The organism is Luteimonas kalidii (genome assembly GCF_029887935.1).
Classification (GTDB): domain Bacteria; phylum Pseudomonadota; class Gammaproteobacteria; order Xanthomonadales; family Xanthomonadaceae; genus Luteimonas; species Luteimonas kalidii.
On sequence record NZ_JARXRO010000009.1, the window covers coordinates 172,820 to 193,103 of the forward strand.

A 20,284-nucleotide genomic window follows, 5' to 3' on the forward strand; every position below is an offset into this window, starting at 1 on the left:
GCCGCCGCCCGTCAGCGGCGGATCACTCGGTCGGACCGGGCGATGCCGGCGGCGTGGACATCGCCACCTGCGGCGCCGCGGCCGGGGGCGTTTCCATCGCCACCTCCTTCGGCGCCACCGGCATGCCCGGCATGAACACCTTCTGCACGCCGTTGACGATCACGCGGTCGCCGGGCTCCAGGCCCGACTGCACCACGCGCAGGCCGTCGACCGCGCGCCCGAGCTGCACGTCGCGCCGCTGCGCGGTGTCGCCTTCGCCCAGCACGTAGACGTACTTGCGGTCCTGGTCGGTGAGCACCGCCTTGTCGTCCACCAGCAGCGCATCGAACTCGGCGCTGCCCTCCAGCTGCACGCGCGCGAACAGCCCCGGCGTGAACAGCCGCTGCGGATTGCGCAGCACCGCGCGGGCGCGGATGGTGCCGGTGGCGGGATCGACCTGGTTGTCGATGAAATCCACGCTGCCCGCGTGCGGGTAGCCGTCCTCGCCGGCGAGGCCCACGCGCACCGGATTCTCGGTGGTGGCGCGCTCGCCCTGCTGCGCAAGCCGGCTGTAGCGCAGCCAGGTCTGCTCGTCGGCCTCGAAGTGCACGTGCACCGGATCCTGCGAGACCACCGTGGTGAGCAGGGTGGCGTCGGCCTGGGCGAGGTTGCCGGTGGTGACCAGCGCGCGGCCGGCGCGGCCGTCGATGGGCGAGCGCACCTGGGTGAACTGCAGGTCCAGGCGTGCCGCGGCGACCGCGGCCTGCGCCGCGCGCACCGCGGCGTCACCCTGGGCGGTGGCGGCGTTGCGGGTCTCGAACTCCTCGCGCGAGATCGCGCGCGCCTCGACCAGCGCCTTGGCGCGGGTGTTCTGCGCGGCGGCCAGGCGGGCCTCGCTGCGCGCGCGCTCGAGCTCGGCCTGGGCCTGGTCGAGCGCCGCGCGGTAGGGGCGCGGGTCGATCTCGAACAGCAGGTCGCCCTTGTCGACTTCCTCGCCCTCGTCGTAGGCCACGCGCAGCACGTAGCCGCTCACGCGCGGGCGCAGTTCGACGGTCTCCACCGCGCTGATGCGTCCGGTGAAGTCGTCCCACTGCGTCACCGGCCTGGCGACCACTTCGGCGACGCTCACCTCCGGCGGCGGCGGGGCGCCGTCGCCGGGGGCGGCTTCGCTGCTGCAGGCCACCGCGAGCGCGGCGGCGAGCAGCAGGGGGATCAGGCGAACGGTGCGCACGGCACGCCCGGTGGAGAGATCAGCAATGTTCGTCATGGAGGTTTCCTGGCGAAGTGGGGAAGGCGATGGCATCGAGCAGCGCGCGCGCGGCGTGCAGGTCGCGCGCGGGCAGCAGGCTGTCCGGGGTGGCGGTGCGCCCGCGCGCGGCGCCCGGGGACGACGATCGCGCACGCGGGGGGGCGGCGGCGATGACCTCGGGGGTCAAGGTGGCGGTGTAGTCGACGATCGGCGACGGCCGTCCGCGGCGCGCCGCGTCGAGCATCGACAGCGCGCGGCGGCCCACCGCGAGCGCCTTGTCCGCTTCGGTCTGCGCGTCGCCGCCGGCACGGGCCGCGCCGACCGGCGCGTCCAGCGACAGCAGCTGGACGCGCTGGCCGTGGCGTGCGGCCTCGTCGTGCAGCACGCGCGCCATCATCCGCAGCGCCGCGGCGGCGATCGAACAATGGCCGTAGCCGGCCCAGGGGTAGCGGCTGCCCGGGCCGCCGACCAGCACGTAGCCGGCGGCAGCATCGCCGAGCAGCGGCAACAGGTGGCGTGCGGCGAACAGGTGCGGCAGCAGGTCCTGGTCCAGCGCGCGCTGCAGCACGTCGGCCGGTTCGTCCATCAGCCGCCCGCAGGGATGGCTGCCGGCCAGGCTGGCGACCACGCCGTCGAAGGAGCGGCCAAGCGCCCGCAGTTCGCGCGCGAGCGCGGCGGCATCGGCATCGCTGGCGATGGCGGCCGGCAGCGCGATCAGGTCGGCGCCGGGGTGGCGCTCGCGGATTCCGGCGCGGCCCGCGTCATCCAGGCCGACCGCCACCACCGGGCGTCCGGCCGCCACCGCGGCCTCGGCCACGCCGCGCCCGACCACCCCGTTCGCGCCCAGCACGACCAGGACGGGCGTCATTGTTCCGGAATCGATTATCCCGTTCATGGGAAAGTCCCTCCCGAAATCGTGACCTCGGCGGCCCGGCGCGCGGCCTGGAACACCCGGTCGACCAGCCACAGCAGGCCCGGCAGGGCGGCGGCCGTGAGGCCCGCGGCGAGCAGCCAGGCCCATCCCTGCCCGACGGCAAGCCATTGATTCAGAACGAGCGCGGCCAGCGCGAGCACGTCGGCGGCCAGCAGCAGCACGAGGCTGGCATAGGACAGGTGGCGGCGGGGGGCGGTGCGCATGGTGGCGCTCCATCGGCGGGAACGGCGCCTAGATTGCGCCTGCAATCAGGACTTGATTAGTCCCCAATCAAGGGAATAATTGTCCAGCAGGTGGGCCAATCGCCTTTTCCCCCAATTCCCCCGGAGGCACGCATGTCTCACGATCTCAACGACACCCTGATCTTCGTCAAGGTGGTCGAGCACGGCAGCTTCGTCGGTGCGGCGAAGTCGCTGCGCCTGCCCAAGACCACGGTCAGCCGCAAGGTGCAGGAGCTCGAGTCGCGCCTGGGCGCGCAGCTGCTGCACCGCACGACGCGCAAGCTCGGCCTCACCGAAGCCGGCAACGTCTATTACGAACACTCGCAGCGCATCGCGCGCGACCTGAGCGAGGCCGAGAGCGCGGTCGGCCAGCTGCAGGCCGGCCCGCGCGGCTGGCTGCGCTTCACCGCGCCGTACTCGATCGGCATCGACAAGATCGCGCCGCTGCTGGGCGAGTTCCACATGCGCCATCCGGAGGTGCGGGTGGAGATGATGCTGTCGAACGAACCGGTGGACCTGATCGCCGGCGAGATCGACGTCGCGCTGCGCCTCGGGCCGCTGCCCGATTCGAGCCTGGTCGCGCGCCGGCTCGGCAGCCTGCGCACCCAGGTGTTCGCCGGCGCCGCGTACATCGAGCGCTACGGCGAGCCGCTGCATCCGGACGAACTGCCCCACCACCGCACGCTGGCGATGCCCAAGCACCGCCACGGCAACGGCTACGCCTGGACCCTCGACGACGGCAACGGCGCGCAGCAGTTCCCGGTCAATCCAATCCTGGTGGCCAATGATCCGGCCGCGCTCAAGGGTGCCCTGCTGTGCGGCGAGGGCCTGGTGATCGGCGCCGACGTGATGGTCAAGCCGATGGTGGAACACGGCGTGGTCAAGCGCGTGCTGGCCGGCTGGACCGGCGGCGAATACGAGTTCAACGCCGTGTTCCCGCGCGGCCACGGCCAGTCGCCCAAGGTGCGCGCGTTCGTCGACTTCCTGCTCGAACGCCTCAACCTGGAGATCGACTACATGGCCGCGCAGTGCCCGCTGATGGCGGCGCGTTGCACCGCCGAGGGCGGCGCGCACGAGGAGGCGAACGATCCAGCGCAGGCCGAGGACATCGCCGCCGGCAAGCGGATCCTGGAGACCGTCACCGCGGGCTGAGCCGGCCCCTGCATCCGGCGTCGGCGACCGATAGACTGGCGATCGCTCGCCAGGGGACGCTGCGCCGTATGCAATCCATGCAGGAGGATGCTCCGCAAGCCACCGGTGCGCAGGCGCCGGCGACGCGTGTCGCGTTCGAACGCCTGCGCGAACGCACCGACGAACTCGAGCTGATCGTCTCCGGCCTGCTCGCGTTCGCGCTGCTGACCGTACCGGGGCGCGTGTTCGATGCCTGGGCGGCGAACGCGGTGCACGTCGAGGGCGTGTTCCTGTACGCGCTTTGGTTCGGCTTCCTGGTGGTGTCCGGACTGAGCTACACCCTCGGCACCGCATTCGTCGTCCACCTTGCGATCCGCGGCTACTGGGTCGGGCTGATCGGGCTCAAGTCCACGTTTCCGGACGGCATCCGCTGGGACCGCGTACCGCTCATGGGGCCGGTATCGCGGGCCTTCTACCAGCGCCGGGTCGGTGATCTGGGGCAGGCGATCGACCGCGTCGACCGCGCTGCCTCGATCCTGTTCGCGATGACGATCCTGATTGCGCTGGCGATCGTGTGGGTGGGTGTGCTCGCGGTGGCCACGATCCTGCTCGGTGGCGCGATCGGCGCGCTGTTCGACGACAGCGCGCGAGTCACGAACCTGCTGCTGTTCGCGGGCTACGTGCTGTTCATCGTCGCCGGACTGGTGCCGGTCGTGCTCGAGAAGCTGATCGCTCGGCGGCAGGCGCGGGCCCAGGCCTCGCCGGTGCTCGAACGCATCGTGCGTGCGCTGTTGCGGGTCCTCGGCGTCCTGGTGCCGCAGCGGCTCATCATGCCGGTGCAGCTCACCCTGCAGAGCAATCTGCACGGGAACGGCTTCATCGTGGCGTACATGGTGGTGATCATGGCCACCAGCATCTTCGGCTCGCTCCAGATCGCCGGCTCGCTGCGGCTGGCGATGGTCGACCGCTACGACTTGGTGACCGGCGAGGCGGTCGAGCACGGCATGCTCACTGCGCACTACGAATCGCTGCGTTCGGAGCATGACGTGCTGTTGCGCTATCCGATGATTCCATCGGACCGGATCAGCGAGGCCCATCTGCGGCTGTTCATCCCGCACCAGCCGCAGCGTGACAACGCGCTGGCGCGTGAACGCTGCCGCGGGCTGGAACGTGGCCGCAACGCAGCCAGTGGCCCCGACGCCGCGCGCCTGGCGGTGACGTGCGTGGGTACCTTGTGGACCGCGACGCTCGACGGGCAGCCGGTCCCGCTCGACGGGTTCGTGCCGATGGAACGGCGCGACCTGGGCTTGCGTGGGCTGGTCGGCTACCTCGACGTGTCCGGGCTCGCGCCCGGTCGGCACGACCTGCGCCTGCTCTGGAATGCCGAGGGCGGGGACTCGGGCAGGTTGCGGCGCCGCGAGTACTTCATCCCGTTCTGGTTCACCCCGGGCATGGAACTGCCCGCGACTGCCCGCTAGCAGCGCGTCGGCGCCGGGATCCGGACAGCCGCCGAAGGGGCGTGCGTTCGTCGACTTCCTGCGCGACCTGCGATCATGCGCGCATGACCACGCCGCACGCCTTCGCGCAACTTCCGCTGTCGCCTGCGCTGCTGCAGGGGGTCGACGCACTCGGCTACACGGCGATGACGCCGGTCCAGGCGCAGGCGCTGCCCGCGATCCTCGACGGCCGCGACCTCATCGCCCAGGCGCCGACCGGCAGCGGCAAGACCGCCGCGTTCGGGCTCGGGCTGCTGCATCGGCTCGACGATTCGCGCCCGGGCACGCAGGCGCTGGTGCTGTGCCCCACGCGCGAACTCGCCGACCAGGTCGGCAAGCAGCTGCGCAGGCTGGCCGTTGGCATTCCCAACCTCAAGGTATCGATCCTATGCGGCGGCATCCCGCTCGGCCCGCAGCTGGCCTCGCTGGTGCATCCGCCGCAGGTCGTGGTCGGCACCCCCGGGCGGATCCAGGAACTGGCGAAGAAGCAGGCGCTGCACCTGGGCGGCGTTCGCACGCTGGTGCTCGACGAGGCCGACCGGATGCTCGACATGGGATTCGAGGACGCGATCCGCGATATCGTCAGGCGCACGCCGAAGGATCGCCAGGGCCTGCTGTTCTCGGCCACCTACCCCGACGCGATCCGCGCGCTGGGCAACGCGATGCTGCGCGATGCGCTGGAAGTGAGCATCGACGGCGGCGCGCAGCCGGCCTCGATCGAGCAGCTGTTCTTCGAGGTCGAGCCCGCGCGCCGCGCGCCGCTGCTGGCCGCGTTGCTGTTGCGTTACCGGCCGGAATCGGCGGTGGTGTTCTGCAACACCCGCGCCGATACCGCCGAGGTGGTCGGTTCGCTCGACCACTACGGCTTCTCCGCGCTGGCCCTGCATGGCGACATGGAGCAGCGCGACCGCGACGAAGTGCTGGTGCGGTTCGCCAACCGCAGCTGCAGCGTGCTGGTCGCCAGCGACGTCGCCGCGCGCGGGCTCGACGTCGAGGACCTCTCCGCAGTAGTCAACTACGAGCTGCCCACCGACGCCGACACCTACCTGCACCGCATCGGCCGCACCGGCCGCGCCGGGCGCCCCGGCCTGGCGCTGAGCCTGTGCACGCCGCGCGAGCTGCCGCGCGCGACCGCGATCGAGGAACGCCAGGGCCGGCCGCTGCGCTGGGAGAAGCTGCAGCCGCTTGCGGGCAGGGCCGCGAACGTGCCGGCCGCCGCGATGGCCACGCTGCGCATCGATGCCGGCCGCAGCGACAAGCTGCGCCCCGGCGACATCGTCGGGGCGCTGACCGGCGCGGCCGGCCTGCACAAGGACGCCATCGGACGGATCGACGTATTCGCGACGCGCAGCTACGTCGCCGTCGCACGCGCGCGGGCGGCAGAGGCCCTCGCGGGATTGCGCGAAGGCAGGATCAAGGGACGCAGGTTCCGCGTGGCGCGGCTGTAGCGGCAGCCGCACGCGGCGAGCCAGTCGCGCTACGCGCACGCGGGTTCGAACAATGCCGGGGTGAACTCGCGCCGGCGATCCCGGGCAGCATCGAGCGCAAGGTGGACATCGCCGGCCAGTTCCCCCGCCAGTTCGACGATCGCATGGTGGCCGTGACGCAGCACCTCGCGGCGCCGTCAGGGCCGCAGCAGCACCTTGCCGCCGCGACCGGGGCGCTGGCTCGCGGCCATCGCCTGCGGCGCCTGGTCGAGCGGGACGACTGCGTCCACCGGCAGCCGCAGTTCGCCGCTGGCTGCGCGCTGCAGCAGTTCGCCCACCAGGCGGCGGCGCACGTCCGCGGGCAGTGCGCGGCCGGTGCGGCTGCCCCAGAACCCGCGCACCACCAGGTCGCGGAAGATCACCTCGCCCGACGGCACGTGCATCGGCTCGCCGCCCATCGCGCCGAAGCTCACCAGGGTGCCGCCGTCGCCGAGCAGGCCGACCAGGTCGGCGGTCGCCGCGCCGCCGACCGAATCGATCGCGACGCGCGCACGCGCCTTGCCGACCAGCGACCGGGCGCGCTCGCGCCAGTCGTCGCCGGTGCAGGCGATCGCGTCACCGACGCCGACCTCCGCGAGCTCATCCACGCCCGCTTCGCGCCGGACCAGGCTGAGCACGCGCACGCCGCGTGCGGCGGCGAGCATCGCCAGCGCCTTGCCGACCGCGCCATTGGCCGCGTTCTGCACGATCCACTGCCCGGACTCGAGTTCGAGCGAGTCGAGCAGCATCAGCGCGCTCAGCGGCATCGCCACGAGCTGCGCGCCGACCGCATCGTCGACGGCGTCTGGCAGCGGCACCGCCAGCGCGGCCGGCGCGACGAAGTACTCGGCCCAGGTGCCGTGCGCGGCCGCGATGTTGACGCGCTGGCCCACGGCCAGGCCCTCCACGCCGGCGCCGAGCGCGTCGATCGTGCCGCAGGCCTCGCTGCCACCGATCGCCGGCAGGGTGGGCTTCCAGCCGTACTGGCCGCGGATGGTCCACAGGTCGTGGTTGTGGATCGGTGCCAGCGCCATGCGCACGCGGATCTCACCTGGGCCGGGCTCGGGCACGGGCGCGTCACCGGCGGCGACCACGTCCGCCGGTTCGCCGAAGGTGGCATGGATGGCACTGCGCATGGCGGGTCCCGGGGAGAGTGTCCGCGCCCACGCTAACGCATCCGCGGGTAGCCCGGTACGTCCCGCGCCGCCGCAAGCCTGGAACACGCCGATGCGGAACGGGCGCCATACGGGGATGGGTGCGTGCGGGACATGATCGACATGCCATGCACGTCGGGATTGGCATCCTGCGTGCTTCACCGCGAGGAATCGGATACGGGTGCGCACCCTGGACTGGCCACAGCTGACCGCGATCGCCTGGCCGCTGGCGGTGGCGCTGGTGCTCGGCCTGATCGTGCGCCACGCGCTGCTGTACGTGGCCCGGCGGGCGCGCGCGAAGTCGCGCGATTCGCTGCCCGCGCGGGTGGTGCAGGTGATCGCGGTGCCCGCGGCGCTGGCGCTTCCGCTGTTGTTCCTGATCCTGGCAGTGGAGGCCACGCCGCTGTCCGCCGGGGCCATCGCGCAGGCCAGGCACTGGCTCGGCATCGGCGTGCTGCTGTGCGTGACCTGGCTGGCGGTACGCGCGGTGGGCGCGGTCGAGGCGCGGATCCTGCGCGAGCATCCGGTCGACATCGAGGACAACCTCGCCGCGCGCCGGGTCCAGACCCAGACCCGCGTCATCGCACGCGTAATCCAGGGCGCGATCGCGCTGATCGGCATCTCGCTGGCGCTGATGACCTTCCCTGCGATCCGCCAGGTCGGCGCCACCCTGCTGGCCTCGGCCGGCATCATCGGCCTGGTCGCGGGCATCGCCGCCAAGCCGGTGTTCGGCAACCTGATCGCCGGCCTGCAGATCGCGCTGGCGCAGCCGATCCGGCTCGACGACGTGGTGATCGTGGAAGGCGAATGGGGACGCATCGAGGAGATCACCGCGACCTACGTGGTGGTGCGGATCTGGGACGAGCGACGCATGGTGGTGCCGCTGCAGTGGTTCATCGAGCACCCGTTCCAGAACTGGACCCGCACCAGCGCCGAGCTGCTCGGCACCGCGTTCCTGTGGCTGGACTACCGCACGCCCATGGCCGAGGTGCGCGCGCAATTGCAAAGGATCTGCGAGGAGGATCCGCGCTGGGACGGACGCGTGTGCGTGGCCCAGGTCACGGAAACCTCCGAGCAGACCGTGCAGGTGCGGCTGCTGGTGAGTTCCCGCAATTCCGGCGACCTGTTCGACCTGCGGTGCGTGGTGCGCGAGCGCATGATCGATTACCTGTCGCAGCATCACCCGCAGTCGTTGCCGCGACTGCGTGCGGACCTCTCGCGCGAGCCGGGGGCCGATGCGCCCGCCGCCGGCACGTCCCCGACACCGGCGCCCGTCCACGCCGACACGATGTCCCCCGGGGCCGAGGACGACGCCGGCCGCGACCCCGCGTCTGCCGCCCCGTCGTGACGAGGCATTCGCACGCGCCCGCTACCCTGTCGGGTCTCCCGGACGCGGGCTCCGCATGCAGACCGATCAGATCCTGATCATCGCCATCCTCGCGTCCACCGTGGCCGCCTTCCTGTGGGGCCGGTGGCGCCACGACCTGGTCGCCGGCGGCGCGCTGATGGCCTGTGTGCTGGCCGGGGTGGTGGCACCGGAACAGGCGTTCGCCGGTTTCGGGCATCCGGCGGTGATCACCGTGGCCTGCGTGCTGGTGCTCAGTCGCGGCCTGCAGACGTCCGGCGCGGTGGATGCGCTGGCGCGCGTGGCGTTGCCGGCCAAGGCCGGTCCGATGCTGTCGATCGCCGCGCTCACCGCGCTGGCGGCGGTGCTGTCGGGCTTCATGAACAATGTCGGCGCGCTGGCGCTGCTGATGCCGGTGGCGCTGCAGATCGCGCGCAAGCGCAAGCTCGCGCCGGGCCAGGTGCTGATGCCGCTGGCGTTCGGCTCGATCCTGGGCGGCATGACCACGCTGATCGGCACGCCGCCGAACCTCATCGTGTCCGGCTACCGCGCATCGACCGGCGAGGCGCCGTTCGCGATGTTCGATTTCAGCCCGGTCGGCGTGGCGGTCGCGGGCGCGGGCGTCCTGCTGATCGTGCTGGGGGGCTGGAAGCTGGTGCCGGTGCGGCGCGAGGCGGCGGCCGAGGGCTTCGATCCCGGCGCGTACCTGACCGAGGTGCGCGTGCCCGAAGGCGCGCGCGCGGTGGGCAGGACCCTGTCCGAGATCGAGCGCTCGCTCGACCAGCACGATGCGCAGGTGCTGGGCATCGTGCAGGCCGAATTCCGGGTGCACGCGCCGCATCCCTCGCGTGTGGTGCGGGCCGGCGACGTGCTGGTGATCGAGGCCGATGCCGAGGCGCTGTCCAACCTGCTCTCCGAGCTGGGGCTGAAACTGGAGGAGGACGTGCCGCCGCCCCAGGACAGGGACGACACCGACGACGCCGACAGCGACGCGCCCGGTGACGCGCGCGGGGACCATGGCGCGCACGCGCGTGACGAAGGCCGGGCGCCTGCGCCGGTCACCGTCACCGATTCCACGACGCGCCTGCGGGAGCGCCGCGGCGGCGACGCGGAGGCGGACCGGTCGCGCGACGTCCGGAGGGCGTCGGCGGAAGACGCGAACGACGAGGACGACGGCGCCGGGGACGACGACGGCCCCAGGGCCCGCGACCCCGGGCGCACGCCGCATGAGGAGATCGTGCTGCAGGAAATCGTGGTGCTGCCCGGCTCCGGACTGTCGGGCCGCTCGGCGACCGAACTCGACCTGCGCACCCACCACGGCATCAACGTGCTCGCGATCTCGCGCGCCGGCATCCGTTCGCGGCGGCGACTGCGTTCGCAGCGCTTCCAGGAAGGCGACCTGCTGCTGGTGCAGGGCACGCAGGCCGCGATCTCCGGCTTCGCCGCCCAGTTCGGCGCGGTCCCGCTGGCCGAACGTGCGCTGCGCATGCCCGACCGGCGCAAGGCGATCACCGCCAGCCTGGTGCTGGCGGCCGCGATCGCACTCACCGCGTTCGGCCTGCTGCCCGCGGCGGTGGCGTTCGCGCTCGGCGTGGTGGCCTCGATGGCGCTGCGCACGGTGCCGCCGCGCGAGGTGTACGAGGCGGTGGACTGGCCGGTGATCGTGCTGCTGGCGGCGCTGATCCCGGTGGCCGGCGCAATGGAATCCACCGGCACCGCCGACCTGCTGGCGCGCGGGCTGTTCGACTCGGTGGCCCAGGGCCACCCGGTGCTCGGCCTGGTGCTGGTGATGGTGGTGACCATGACCCTGTCGGACCTGATGAACAACGCCGCCACCGCCGCGGTGATGTGCCCGATCGCGGTGGGGGCCGCCACCACGCTCGGGGTCGATCCCGATCCCTACCTGATGGCGGTGGCCATCGGCGCCTCGTGCGCGTTCCTGACCCCGATCGGGCATCAGAACAACACCCTGATCCTCGGGCCCGGCGGCTTCCGCTTCAGCGACTACTGGCGGCTCGGATTGCCGGTGCAGCTGGTGGTGCTGGTGGTGTCGATCCCGCTGCTGCTGCGCGTGTGGCCGCTGTAGCGCGGGAACGATGAGGATCCTGCTGCTCACCTACGGCACCGAGGGCGATACCCGCCCGCTGGCCGCGCTCGGTCACGCGCTGCGACAGGCCGGGCACGAGGCGCGCCTGCTGGCCGACGCCTCCGCGCTCGGCAGCGCGCAGGCCCTCGGCCTGCCCTGCGACGCACTGGCCGGCGACATCCGCGGCGCGATTGCCGCCGAGGGCGCGATGCGCGCAATCACCCGCAACCTGTCGGCGCTCACGCGTCGCCACACGGGCGACTGGCTGGCGCAGGCGATCGACGCAGGGCGTGGCTGCGACGCGGTGGTGGTGTCCGGGCTGGCCGCGTTCGCCGGACTGTCGGCGGCCGAGGCGCTGGGCGTGCCGGCGATCGGCGCGATGCTGATCCCGATCTCGCCCACGGCCGCGTTTCCCTCGCCGTTCCTGCCGCTGGCGCCGCCGCGCGCGTTCAACGCCGCCAGCCACCGGCTGTTCGGCCAGCTCAGCTGGCGGCTGTTCCGCGGCGCGACCAACCGCGCGCGCCGCGCCGCGGGCCTGCCGCCGCGCAGGCGACTGTGGACCGACCATCCGATGCTCTACGGCATCTCGCCCTCGCTCGTGCCGCCTCCGGCCGACTGGCCCGGCAACGCCCACGTGTGCGGGCAGTGGATTCCGCCGCTTGCGGCAACTTACACCCCCGATGCGGACCTGCTCGCCTTCCTCGACGCCGGCGAGCCGCCGGTCTACGTCGGCTTCGGCAGCATGGCCGGATTCGACGATGCACGCCTGGTGGAGGCGGTGGTCGGCGCGGTCGGCGGCAGACGCGCGCTGTTCCATCCGGGCTGGAGCGGGATCGATGCCACGCGGCTGCCCGGCAACTTCCATCCGGTCGGACACGTGCCGCACGACTGGCTGCTGCCGCGCACCGCGCTGGCGATCCACCACGGCGGTTCCGGCACCACCCACTCGGCGTGTCGCGCCGGCATCCCTTCGGTGATCGTGCCCTTCGCCGGCGACCAGTTCTTCTGGAACGCGCGCCTGCGCCAGGCCGGGGTGATGCGCCACGCGCTCAGGGGCGGCACGATCACCGCAGCGCGCCTGTCCGAGGCGATCGACTTCGCCCGCGGCGAGGGCGCGCGTCGGCACGCCGCCCTGCTCGGTGCGCGCATGCAGCGCGAGCACGGCTGCGAAGCTGCGGTCGCGCTGGTGGAGCGCTACGCCACGGCGTAGGGCGGCCGCCGCCGCCGGACTGGACGCGTGCGCGGGATCCGCCCGTCGCCGCTGCAGCCGCAAGGCTGCGACCGCGACGGCCACTTCACCCGTGCGCGCCTATACCTGCGCGTCCATCCGCGACACGCCCAGGGCCACCGCATGTCAGACCACCAGGCACCCGCCACCGTCGCCCACGTCGATCTCGCGCGCTACATGGGCACCTGGTACGAGATCGCGCGCCTGCCGATGCGCTTCGAACCCGAAGACGCCACCGACATCTCGGCCCACTACGACATCTCGGCCCACTACGCGCTGCAGGACGACGGCAAGGTGGCGGTCCGCAACCGGATGCGCCGCAACGGCGAAGTCGAAGAGACGACCGGCGAAGCGGACGCGGTGGACGAGAGCGGCAGCCGGCTGGAAGTGAGCTTCCTGCCGCAGGGCCTGCGCTGGATTCCGTTCACGAAGGGAGACTACTGGATCCTCGCGCTGGCGCCGGACTACAGCGTGTCGCTGGTGGGCAGCCCGGACCGCAAGTACCTGTGGCTGCTGTCGCGCACGCCCACGCTCGACGCCACCACGCGCGATCACTACCTCGCGATCGCCCGCCAGCGCGGTTTCGACCTGGCGGCGCTGATCCACACGCCGCACACCGGCGCGCCGGCCCGGGCGGAGTGACGGGCCGCGCGGCAGGCGGCTGCGTCGCCCGGGTGCGGGCTACGGAACGGGCGCCGGTGCCGCGGCCACGGGCGTGTCCACGGACGGATCGGGCACCCGTTCCGGTTCCGGCTCCGTCGCGGGCACGCCGGGTGCCGCCGGCGTCGCGAGCAGCGCGTTGAGCAGGCCGATGGTCTCGGCCGCGGACGCCTCCGAATAACCGCGCCGGATCGCCGCCAGGCGCCCGGCCTGGTCGAAGACGAACATGTGCGGCACCGACGCGACCCCGAACGCTTCGGACAGCCCGCCATCCCGATCGTGGGTCCAGGTCACCGGCGACTTGCGCAATGCGTGACGGACGCTGCGGTACTCGGGGACGCCTTCCTTGAAGTTCACCACCACCACACGCAGGCGATCTGTACCGACCTCGGCCTGCAGGTGGTCCAGCAGGGCGAACTGGCGCCGGCAGTAGCCGCACCACGACGCCCAGAAACTCACCACCACCACCTTGCCGGCGTGCGCGCTCACGCGCACCTGTTCGCCTTCGGGCGTGGTTCCCAGCAGGTCGACCGGTGCCGGCTCGCCCACCCTGGGCGACGCGGGCACCACGCCCGCCATGCACGACACCAGCAGGCCGATGGCCAGCCGCAGCTTCCAGTCAACGCGCATGTCCCCATCCCCCGCGCGGCCCCGGCGCGCCAGCGGACGATCCCTCCGCGCGCGCCGTCCGTCAAGCGCCGGCTACTCCGCCGGCTCCGGCGCGCCCATGCTTCCCTTGCTGTACATGCCCGAGCGGTCGAAGCAACAGGCGCGGCGCATGCCGGAGGCGAGCTTGTCGCAAGCGGTGGCGATGCGCTTCACCCGCGTCTCGGCCTTCTTGCCCGAGGTGATCCAGTGGATCCAGTCGCGCCGTGCGACCGCGGTAATGTCCTTCCACGTCGCCAGTGCGTCCGGATGCGCGGCCAGCGCGCGGCGCAGGTCCGCCGGCACCGTCGGCTCGGGCTCGCGCGCGACCGGCGCGACCTCCAGCTCGACCGTGTCGCCGGCCCCGACGGCCGCGGCCTCCCACAGCGTCCTGTCGACCTTGAGCCAGTGGCTGCCCGCGCCGTCCGGCTCCAGCGTGGCCTGGAACGGCTGGCGTTCGAACGTGCCCTCGACGGTGACCATGCTGCGGGTGGGCAGCTTCGCGCTGGCCGCGGCGGGCAGCACCAGGAACCGCCACGCCGCGCCTTTCGGCTGCGCCGGACGCTGCAACGTCGCCTTGAAGCGGATGCCGGCGGTGGCCTTGCCCATGCGCGGACGATAGCACCGGCCTGCGGCGCTCCGGAACGCGTTCCGCGGCTGCCCGGCGAGGGCAACCGGGCCGGTTCCGCCTCCGCCTCCGGTCCACCCGCGCTTGAAATCGCCGCCGCCGCACGCATATCCGCGGCCTGCCTGGCCATGCAAGGGAAGGGTCCATGACCGACGCCACCGCCACCGAAACCCGCAAGTTCGAAGCCGAAGTCGCCCAGGTGCTGCACCTGGTCACGCATTCGCTGTACTCGCACAAGGAGATCTTCCTGCGCGAGCTGATCTCCAACGCCTCCGACGCCTGCGACAAGCTGCGCTTCGAGGCCATCGCCAGCCCAGGGCTGCTGTCGGGCGACGCCGAGCTGCACATCGACGTCAGCTGGGACACGGCCGCGCGCACCATCACCATCCGCGATACCGGCATCGGCATGAGCCGCGACGAAGTGGTGGCCAACATCGGCAGCATCGCCAGCTCCGGCACCCGCCGTTTCCTCGAAACCCTGGGCAGCGAGCAGAAGGCGGACGCGCGGCTGATCGGCCAGTTCGGCGTGGGCTTCTACTCCGCATTCGTAGTCGCCGACCGCGTCACCGTGCTCACCCGCCGCGCCGGCGAGGCCCCGGAGACCGGAGTGAAGTGGGAGAGCGACGGCCGCGGCGAGTACACGCTCGAACCCGCCACGCTCGACCAGCGCGGCACCACGGTCGTGCTGCACCTGAAGGAGGGCGAGGACGAGTTCCTCGATGGCTGGAAGCTGCGCGCGCTGGTGCGCAAGTACTCCGACCACGTCGCCTTCCCGATCCGGATGCCCAGGGAGGCGCCCGCACAGGAAGACGGCGACGAGGCCGAAGCCGACGCCGCGCCGGAGTGGGAGACCGCGAACGACGCCTCCGCCCTGTGGACCCGGCCCAGGAGCGAGATCAGCGACGAGGAATACCAGAACTTCTACAAGTCGCTCGGCCACGACTTCAACGACGCCGCGGCCTGGTCGCACAACCGGGTCGAAGGCAGCCAGAGCTTCACCACCCTGCTGTACCTGCCTTCGCAGCCGCCGTTCGACCTGATGATGGGCGGGCGCGACGAGCGCAAGGGGCTCAAGCTCTACATCAAGCGCGTCTTCATCATGGACGCGGCCGAGGAGCTGCTGCCCCACTACCTGCGCTTCGTGCGCGGCGTGGTGGATGCCGACGACCTGCCGCTCAACGTCAGCCGCGAACTGCTGCAGCACAACCGCCAGCTCGAGCGCATCAGGGGCGCCTGCGTCAAGCGCGTGCTGGACCTGATCGAGAAACTCTCGCGCGACGAGCCGGAGACGTTCGCCGCCTTCATCAAGGCCTTCGGCAACACGCTCAAGGAAGGCATCGTCGAGGACGCCGGCAATCGCGAGCGGATCGCGAAGCTGTTGCGCTTCGCGTCCACCAGGGGCGAAGGCGAGGCGCAGACGGTGTCGCTGGACGACTACGTCGGCCGCATGGCCGAAGGCCAGGATGCGATCTGGTACGTCACCGCCGACGGCTACCGCGCCGCGGCCGGCAGTCCGCAGCTGGAGGCCTTCCGCGCCCGCGGCATCGAAGTGCTGCTGATGTCCGATCGCATCGACGAGTGGATGCTCGGCCACCTGCGCGAATACGCCGGCAAGCCGCTGCGCCACGTCGCCAAGGGCGAGCTGCCGCTGGACGAGGCGGAGAAGGCGACGCAGGCCGAGGCCGCGCAGGCGGCAGCGCCCCTGATCGAGCGCATCAAGGCGCTGCTCGGCGAGCGGGTCGAGGACGTGCGCGTGTCGGCGCGACTGACCGACTCGCCCGCCTGCCTGGCGCTGGCCGAGTACGAGATGGCGCCGCACCTGGCGCGCCTGCTGCGCGAGGCCGGCCAGGACGTGCCGGGCAGCAAGCCTGTGCTGGAAGTGAATCCGCGCCACCCGCTGCTGCAGAAGCTGCTCGGCGAGCACGACGACGCACGCGCCGGCGACCTCGCCCACCTGCTGCTGGAACAGGCCGAACTCGCGGCCGGCGCCCCGCTTGTCGATCCGGCCGCCTTCGTGCAGCGCATGAACCGGCTGCTGGCGGGGTGAGGAACGGCCGCTCGCACGGCACTGCCGTGCGGTCCGTAGCCCGGATAAGGCCGCAGGCCGCATCCGGGATGATCCGACGCATCCCACCATGCGCGCGCCTGTGGCGCGCCCCCATCCGCCTCCGGCACCTTCCACTCGTGAAGGGCGCAATGCCCCGCAAGCGGCGGAAGGAACACACCCGCGCTGAAGTCGAAGATCCACGCTTCCGTGGATGCGGGGACGAGAAGACTCGCGCCGGGAATGCGGAGCGCTACGGGCACGCATCGGGAAGCAGGGATGCATGCCCCCGGAGGCGGGACCACGACACTCCCGGCTGGCAGGCCGCCATGGCGTGCCGCTCACGGCCTGCGCGAACGCGGCGCGCTATCGTTGCCGGATCCACGCTCCGGAGACTCGCATGGCCCTGACCGGTTCCTGCACACGCGCCGCATTCGCCGCCCCCCTGATCGGGGCGTCCTGCGTGCTCGTCCTGCTGCTGGCCGCCTGCGAAGCGCGTACGCAGGCGGTCGCGCCGGCGGACTCCGGACGCGCGCTGGATCCGTCCGAGTCCCCACAGGCGTCCGCCCCCGCACAGACGCCATCGCCTGCATCGGCGCCTGCGCCGTCGCCCGAAGGCGTCTACGCCATGGCGGCGCCGCTGGTCTCGGAGCTGCGCGTTGTGGCGCTGCCCGGACGGCCCGGCGAGTACCGCATCGAGGTGCACGGCGGCGGCGATCCGCGCGACGGCGCCGGCGTGGGCGCGGATTGCCGGGCGGTGGCGGAGGGGCCGCTGGCGGGCGATCGCATCGATGCCGCGCTGCAGCCGTTCGACAGCGACCTGGGCGGGCTCGAGGCCGGCGACCTGGTGGACGGCCCACGCGTCGAACTGCAGCTGCAGGGGGACACCGCCCGTCTGCAGGGGGCATTCGCACACTGCGCGATGGCGACCGTGATGGCCGGCAGCTACCGGCGCACCGCGACACCGTCGCTGTTCCTGGACTGCCCGCCGCTGCCGGCCGCCTGCTGGAACCGTGACTGAGCGCACGCGCACTGGGGTCGCCCCGAGGATGTGAGTGGCCGCGCGCTGCGCTATTGCTGTCCGTCCACGCGTGCGGAACACGAGCCATGGACAGCAGCAACGGCGTCGGCGGTACGGGCAGTCGCGATTCCGCATCCGACGTGCAGGGCCATACGCAGGCCACGTCGGCCGGTGCCACCTCGCGGGCCTTCGATGCCCTCGACGCGACCGCGTTCGACAATCCCGCCGCGCAGCGCGCGGTCGCCGACGCGATCGCGAGCGGCACGCCGATCGGCCTGTCCGGTCCGGTGTGCTATTCGATGCAGCCGGGGCAGACGCTGCAGGACGTGGCGACGGCGTTCGGCACCACCGTGCGCGAGCTCGCCATCGCCAACGACATCGCCAACCCCGAGACGGTGCAGCCCGGGCAGACCATCAGCGTCGCGCCGCCGGTCGACAAGCCGGAGATCGGGTCGCTGTCGGCGCAGTACGAAACCGGGAACCGCGGACCGGGGACCGTGTCGACCGGCCGCGGCGACATCGGCGGGGTGTCCTACGGCAGCTACCAGCTGTCGACCGCGGCCGGGCGGCCGCAGGAATTCCTCGCCACGGAAGGGGCGCAGTGGGCCGCCGACTTCGCGGGACTGCGCGCCGGCACGCCGGCCTTCACCCAGGCCTGGCGCGACGTGGCCGCGCGCGAACCCGCCGCCTTCCAGCAGGCGCAGCACGACTACATCGAACGCACGCACTACGACCCGCAGGCCGCGCGCGTGGAGCAACGCACCACGGTGGCCGGCGTGGATGGCGGCATCGCCACCGCGGGCGTGGACCTGGCGCAGCATTCGCGCGCGCTGCAGAACGTGGCCTGGTCGACTGCGGTACAGCATGGCCCGCGCAGCAACATCATTGCCGACGCGGTGCGCGAGGTGCGCGCGGCGGGCGTGCAGGACTGGGATGCGGGTTTCGATCGCGCGGTGATCGACGCGGTCTACGACGAGCGCGGGCGGGTCGATGCCAACGGCGAGCTGGCGCATTTCAGCAGCAATTCCGCGGCCGTCCAGCGCGGCGTGGCCGACCGGTTCGTCGACGAACGTGCGGACGCCATCGCGGCGCTGGATGCAGAGGATCGCGCGCTCGACGTCGCCCTGGGCCGGACCGATCCATAGTCCGGATCGCGGGATCGCGGATCGCCGCATAGCATCCGCGCGCGGGAAGAGGCCAGGACGCAAGAAAGCCCCGGTTCGCACCGGGGCTTTGATCAGTCACGCATCGGCATCTTCGGTCAGCTTGCCGGCTTCATCCGATCAGCTCGCCGCCTTCATCGCGTGCTTGCGGTTGCGCATGATGTCGTGGCACTGGACCACCCGCGGCAGCAGGCGCTCGGCGGAGATGCGCGCCTCGGCAGGCGTGTCGTCGTCCGACACCGTTTCCTTGAACGCCTTGAGCAGACGGTCTTCCGATTCCTCGAGCTCGGCGACGTAGCCGTAGTTCGTGTCGCCCAGCGCGGCGCGCATCTTGCCGTACATCTGCTGCATCGAACCCACCATGGTGCCGTGGTCGGCCGGATTGCCACCGGTCGCGGCCACGTCGGCGCTCAGGGCGGTGACGATCTCGCGCTTGTGGCCCGCCATCTGGTTGAACAGCGCAGCGAGCTCCGGATCCTTCACCTTGCCGGCCGCCTCGGTGTAGAACTCGCCGCCGTCGCGCGCGATTTCGATCAGGTCGTTGAGGCTGTGCTGGATCTTCTTTTCGGTACTCATCGTGTGGCTCCTCGAGATGTGATCCCCACTATCGGCCATCGGCGATCAATGCCGCGTGCAGTCCGCAGGCGGGACTGAATCCAGCCTCAGCTTTGCCGCGTTGGCGTGAACGTTTTGAATCCGGGATGTCGAGGCTGATGCGGCCGCCGGGCGCGACGTCTCGTGGGTCATGCAGACAGTCGACGCGCGCTGGTCGGCTGCGCCGCATCACGCGCCTCCATCACGCGACCGATGCGCCGTGCCCGCGCATGTGCGAGCAAGGCGCCACGCATTCCGCCCTCGCGTCGCGCCTGCTGGCTGGCCGACGCGGAACACCCGCCTCGCGACACTTCAGGACTGGAACGTGGCAGTCGGGCGCGCGCGCACGGTCGCGAAGCGGCGCTGGATCAGGCGCGCCAGGGCGGCTGGATCGGTGATGGCCTGGACGCGCTCGATCGCCAGCGCTTCGGCCAGGTAGCGCGCGTTGGCGCCGCCCAGCCAGACCGGGACGCCCGACGCGAGCGCGTCGTCGAGCAGGCGCAGCTGCGCCAGCGCAGCGGGCGCATGCCCCGGATCGATCGAACTGAGCGCCACCGCCGCAGCGCCGAGGCGCTCCGACACGCGCGCCAGTTCCACGGCGGGCAGTTCGGTGCCCAGATACAGCACCGGCGCCCCCGCATCGTGCGCGTACAGCGCCGCGCCCAGCAGGCCCAGTTCGTGCGGTTCGCCCGGCAGGGTGGCGAACAGCACCCGCGGCCGCTGTTCGCGCGGATGCTGGTTGAGCACCGACAGCAGGCGCGTGCGCAGCAGGCTGCTGACCAGGCGCTCCTGCGCGATCGCCAGCCGGCCGTCGGCCCAGCGCACGCCCACCTCGCGCAACAGCGGCATCACCACCCGCGCCACCAGTACCGAGGTAGGCAGGGTTGCGATCGCCACCGAGAGCTCGCGGTCGAACACGTCCACCCGGTAGTCGGCGATCGCATCGAGCATGCGCTCGGGCAGCACGTCCACACCGCCATAGCCGGCATGACGGCGTTCCTCGAGCATTCGATCGAGCGCCGCGTCGTCGAGACCGGCGAGGTCGCGGATCGGGTGGCCGCGATCGGTCAGCCGGTGCAGGCGGGTGAGGCGGTCGACCATCGCCGGGTCGTACAGCCGCCGCCCCTGTTCGTCGCGATGCGGCACCACGGCGCCGTGCCGGCGCTCCCAGGCGCGCAGGGTTTCGGGAGTGAGCCCGCTGAGTTCGGCGGCGGCCTTGACCGGGAACATGTCAGGGAAT

18 protein-coding genes are annotated in these 20,284 nt (G+C 72.1%); 10 read left to right on the forward strand and 8 right to left on the reverse strand.

What is annotated here, in order from left to right; translation table 11 throughout:
• Positions 1-22: 22 nt before the first annotated feature.
• The 3 genes from QFW81_RS02380 to QFW81_RS02390 are packed head-to-tail and all read right to left on the reverse strand — an operon-like array spanning position 23 to position 2,365.
• Positions 23-1,246 (reverse strand): efflux RND transporter periplasmic adaptor subunit, encoded by a 1,224-nt coding sequence (locus QFW81_RS02380; RefSeq protein ID WP_280576957.1) that lies wholly within the window; start codon positions 1,244-1,246, stop codon positions 23-25.
• The gene (locus QFW81_RS02385; protein ID WP_280576958.1) at positions 1,230-2,096 is read right to left on the reverse strand and encodes an SDR family oxidoreductase; all 867 of its coding nucleotides are present in this window, start codon (positions 2,094-2,096) and stop codon (positions 1,230-1,232) included. The genes QFW81_RS02380 and QFW81_RS02385 overlap by 17 nt, the downstream gene beginning before the upstream one ends.
• Before the next feature lie 23 nt (positions 2,097-2,119).
• Positions 2,120-2,365 carry a hypothetical protein gene (locus QFW81_RS02390; protein ID WP_280576959.1) on the reverse strand — a complete coding sequence of 82 codons (246 nt, stop codon included), beginning with the start codon at positions 2,363-2,365 and terminating at the stop codon, positions 2,120-2,122.
• 132 nt (positions 2,366-2,497) lie between these two features.
• Here QFW81_RS02390 and QFW81_RS02395 point away from each other — a divergent pair, with 132 nt between their 5' ends.
• From QFW81_RS02395 to dbpA, 3 genes are all read left to right on the forward strand, one after another.
• On the forward strand, positions 2,498-3,535 hold the full coding sequence (locus QFW81_RS02395; protein ID WP_280576960.1) for a LysR family transcriptional regulator: 1,038 nt from the start codon (positions 2,498-2,500) through the stop codon (positions 3,533-3,535).
• Positions 3,536-3,603: 68 nt separating this feature from the next.
• The gene (locus QFW81_RS02400) at positions 3,604-4,992 is read left to right on the forward strand and encodes a hypothetical protein (protein WP_280576961.1); all 1,389 of its coding nucleotides are present in this window, start codon (positions 3,604-3,606) and stop codon (positions 4,990-4,992) included.
• Positions 4,993-5,075: 83 nt separating this feature from the next.
• The gene (gene dbpA / locus QFW81_RS02405; protein WP_280576962.1) at positions 5,076-6,458 is read left to right on the forward strand and encodes an ATP-dependent RNA helicase DbpA; all 1,383 of its coding nucleotides are present in this window, start codon (positions 5,076-5,078) and stop codon (positions 6,456-6,458) included.
• 176 nt (positions 6,459-6,634) lie between these two features.
• Here dbpA and QFW81_RS02410 read toward each other — a convergent pair whose 3' ends face one another.
• On the reverse strand, positions 6,635-7,612 hold the full coding sequence (locus tag QFW81_RS02410) for a zinc-binding dehydrogenase (RefSeq protein ID WP_280576963.1): 978 nt from the start codon (positions 7,610-7,612) through the stop codon (positions 6,635-6,637).
• Between the two features lie 199 nt (positions 7,613-7,811).
• On the opposite strand from QFW81_RS02410, the gene QFW81_RS02415 reads away from it, so the two are divergent.
• The 4 genes from QFW81_RS02415 (at position 7,812) to QFW81_RS02430 (ending at position 12,931) form a co-directional block, all read left to right on the forward strand.
• Positions 7,812-8,978, forward strand: a complete 1,167-nt coding sequence (locus QFW81_RS02415) for a mechanosensitive ion channel family protein (protein ID WP_280576964.1) — start codon at positions 7,812-7,814, stop codon at positions 8,976-8,978.
• Between the two features lie 55 nt (positions 8,979-9,033).
• Complete coding sequence (locus QFW81_RS02420; protein WP_280576965.1) at positions 9,034-11,061, forward strand: SLC13 family permease; 2,028 nt, start codon at positions 9,034-9,036, stop codon at positions 11,059-11,061.
• A gap of 10 nt (positions 11,062-11,071) precedes the next feature.
• On the forward strand, positions 11,072-12,271 hold the full coding sequence (locus tag QFW81_RS02425; protein WP_280576966.1) for a glycosyltransferase: 1,200 nt from the start codon (positions 11,072-11,074) through the stop codon (positions 12,269-12,271).
• Between the two features lie 141 nt (positions 12,272-12,412).
• Positions 12,413-12,931 carry a lipocalin family protein gene (locus QFW81_RS02430; RefSeq protein WP_280576967.1) on the forward strand — a complete coding sequence of 173 codons (519 nt, stop codon included), beginning with the start codon at positions 12,413-12,415 and terminating at the stop codon, positions 12,929-12,931.
• Positions 12,932-12,970: 39 nt separating this feature from the next.
• Here the strand turns inward: QFW81_RS02430 and QFW81_RS02435 are convergent, their stop codons facing one another.
• Both QFW81_RS02435 and QFW81_RS02440 read right to left on the reverse strand, forming a co-directional pair.
• The gene (locus QFW81_RS02435) at positions 12,971-13,579 is read right to left on the reverse strand and encodes a TlpA family protein disulfide reductase (RefSeq protein WP_280576968.1); all 609 of its coding nucleotides are present in this window, start codon (positions 13,577-13,579) and stop codon (positions 12,971-12,973) included.
• Between the two features lie 72 nt (positions 13,580-13,651).
• Positions 13,652-14,203 carry a YdeI/OmpD-associated family protein gene (locus tag QFW81_RS02440; protein WP_280576969.1) on the reverse strand — a complete coding sequence of 184 codons (552 nt, stop codon included), beginning with the start codon at positions 14,201-14,203 and terminating at the stop codon, positions 13,652-13,654.
• Between the two features lie 164 nt (positions 14,204-14,367).
• Between QFW81_RS02440 and htpG the strand changes: the two genes are divergently transcribed.
• The 3 genes from htpG (at position 14,368) to QFW81_RS02455 (ending at position 18,432) form a co-directional block, all read left to right on the forward strand.
• A complete protein-coding gene (gene htpG, locus QFW81_RS02445; protein ID WP_280576970.1) occupies positions 14,368-16,269 on the forward strand; it encodes a molecular chaperone HtpG in 1,902 nt (633 codons plus the stop codon).
• Between the two features lie 397 nt (positions 16,270-16,666).
• A complete protein-coding gene (locus tag QFW81_RS02450) occupies positions 16,667-17,287 on the forward strand; it encodes a hypothetical protein (RefSeq protein WP_280576971.1) in 621 nt (206 codons plus the stop codon).
• A gap of 86 nt (positions 17,288-17,373) precedes the next feature.
• A complete protein-coding gene (locus QFW81_RS02455; protein WP_280576972.1) occupies positions 17,374-18,432 on the forward strand; it encodes a LysM peptidoglycan-binding domain-containing protein in 1,059 nt (352 codons plus the stop codon).
• A gap of 138 nt (positions 18,433-18,570) precedes the next feature.
• On the opposite strand, the gene QFW81_RS02460 is transcribed toward QFW81_RS02455, so the two are convergent.
• Together QFW81_RS02460 and QFW81_RS02465 are read right to left on the reverse strand one after the other, a co-directional pair.
• Positions 18,571-19,026 carry a PA2169 family four-helix-bundle protein gene (locus QFW81_RS02460; RefSeq protein ID WP_280576973.1) on the reverse strand — a complete coding sequence of 152 codons (456 nt, stop codon included), beginning with the start codon at positions 19,024-19,026 and terminating at the stop codon, positions 18,571-18,573.
• A 330-nt stretch (positions 19,027-19,356) separates the two neighbouring features.
• Positions 19,357-20,274 (reverse strand): MerR family transcriptional regulator, encoded by a 918-nt coding sequence (locus tag QFW81_RS02465; protein ID WP_280576974.1) that lies wholly within the window; start codon positions 20,272-20,274, stop codon positions 19,357-19,359.
• Positions 20,275-20,284 lie beyond the last annotated feature (10 nt).